At 59.1% G+C, this 1,336-nt stretch carries 1 protein-coding gene; it reads left to right on the top strand.

Annotated elements, in window-relative coordinates; genetic code table 11:
* Positions 1-160: 160 nt before the first annotated feature.
* Positions 161-1,336 (top strand): methyl-accepting chemotaxis protein (locus tag BG52_RS14515; RefSeq protein ID WP_051602345.1); only part of this gene is annotated, 1,176 nt, incomplete at its 3' end.

Consider the following 1,336-nt stretch of genomic DNA (forward strand, 5'->3'; position numbering starts at 1 on the left):
GAAGTGGCAAGCCGCGAAATGGCCGGGCCGAGGAAGCCATCGGCACTGCGTAAAGACATGACAATTTTCGAGAAAAAGCGCAGTATATTTCATCCGGTATTTTTTCGTATTCTGCTATAATTTATGGTACAAATCATGGAAGAGACAAGGGGAGAGGCCTGTGGGGCACAAAGTAGGGGGCAGCGGCAAAGCATCGGCCGGATTCTCGCTCGGCCGGAAGCTGACGGCGGCTTTTGTGGCGGTAGCGTTGTTGGTCGGCGCGACGGGGGGGATCGCTTATTCATTTCTCGAACGGATGGACCGTAGTTATTCGGCCCTGCTTAACAAACATACCGCCACGATCGAGCGGGTGTCGGCGATTGCGAGGGACACGCAGCTGCAGAGCAGCCTGCTGTTCGGTTACCTGGTGGAGCCGTCGTCGGACAGGGAGAAACAGCTGGTGGAGGCGAACGGGCAGCTTGGCGTTCGGATTGCCGAGATGGAAACCGCAAATATGAGCGAGGATAAGGAAAAGGCGGTCCGATCGCTTGCCGAATCGAACGCGACGTTCAAGCGGCTGCTGGCCAAAGTGACAGATTATGTGAAGCAGAATCGGCCGGATCTGGCCAAGGCGGAGGCCCTCATGTGGTCCGTTCCGCTGACCGATACGATGAATGAGGCGGCCAAGCAGCTGCAGAAGACGGAGAAAGCGTCTCTGGACGTGGAGCTGCAACGGCACCGGGAGTCGGCGGCGGGGACGGTCAACATTTTAATGCTGAGCAGCGGCGCCGTGCTCGTCATCGCTCTGTTGATCGGCCTCCTTCTATCCAGGCTTATTGTGAAGCCGATGAAGGTGATGGTGCGGACGGCCGGCGACATGGCCGCAGGCGATTTGACGGTCGCTTCCGTCGAGGTGCGCAACCGGGATGAGATTCGTGAATTGGCATCCGCCTTCAACGGCATGAAGAGCAACTGGCACCGTATGATCAGCGATCTGGGCATGCATGCGGGGCGAGTTTCCTCATCGGCGGAAAAGCTGCGGCACCACTCCAGCCAATTCATGCAGTCGTCGGAACAGATTTCCGCCATTATGGGCGAGATATCCGTCGGCACGGAGGAGCAGGTCAGAGGCGTAGAGTCAGGGGTCTCGGCCGTGGAGCTGATGACGTCGGGCGTGAACGCAATCGCCGCGCTGGCGGATACGGCGGACAGCCAGTCATCGCATGCGCTGCAGGAAACGGTTTCCGGCGAGCGGACCGTGACGTCGACCGTCATCCAGATGAACGCGATCCAGCGGCAGATGAACGATTTGGGCGGATTCATTCACCGGCTGGGCGCCCGTTCGGCGCAGATCGTC

The sequence above is a fragment of the Paenibacillus darwinianus genome (assembly GCF_000598065.1).
Classification (GTDB): domain Bacteria; phylum Bacillota; class Bacilli; order Paenibacillales; family Paenibacillaceae; genus Paenibacillus_I; species Paenibacillus_I darwinianus.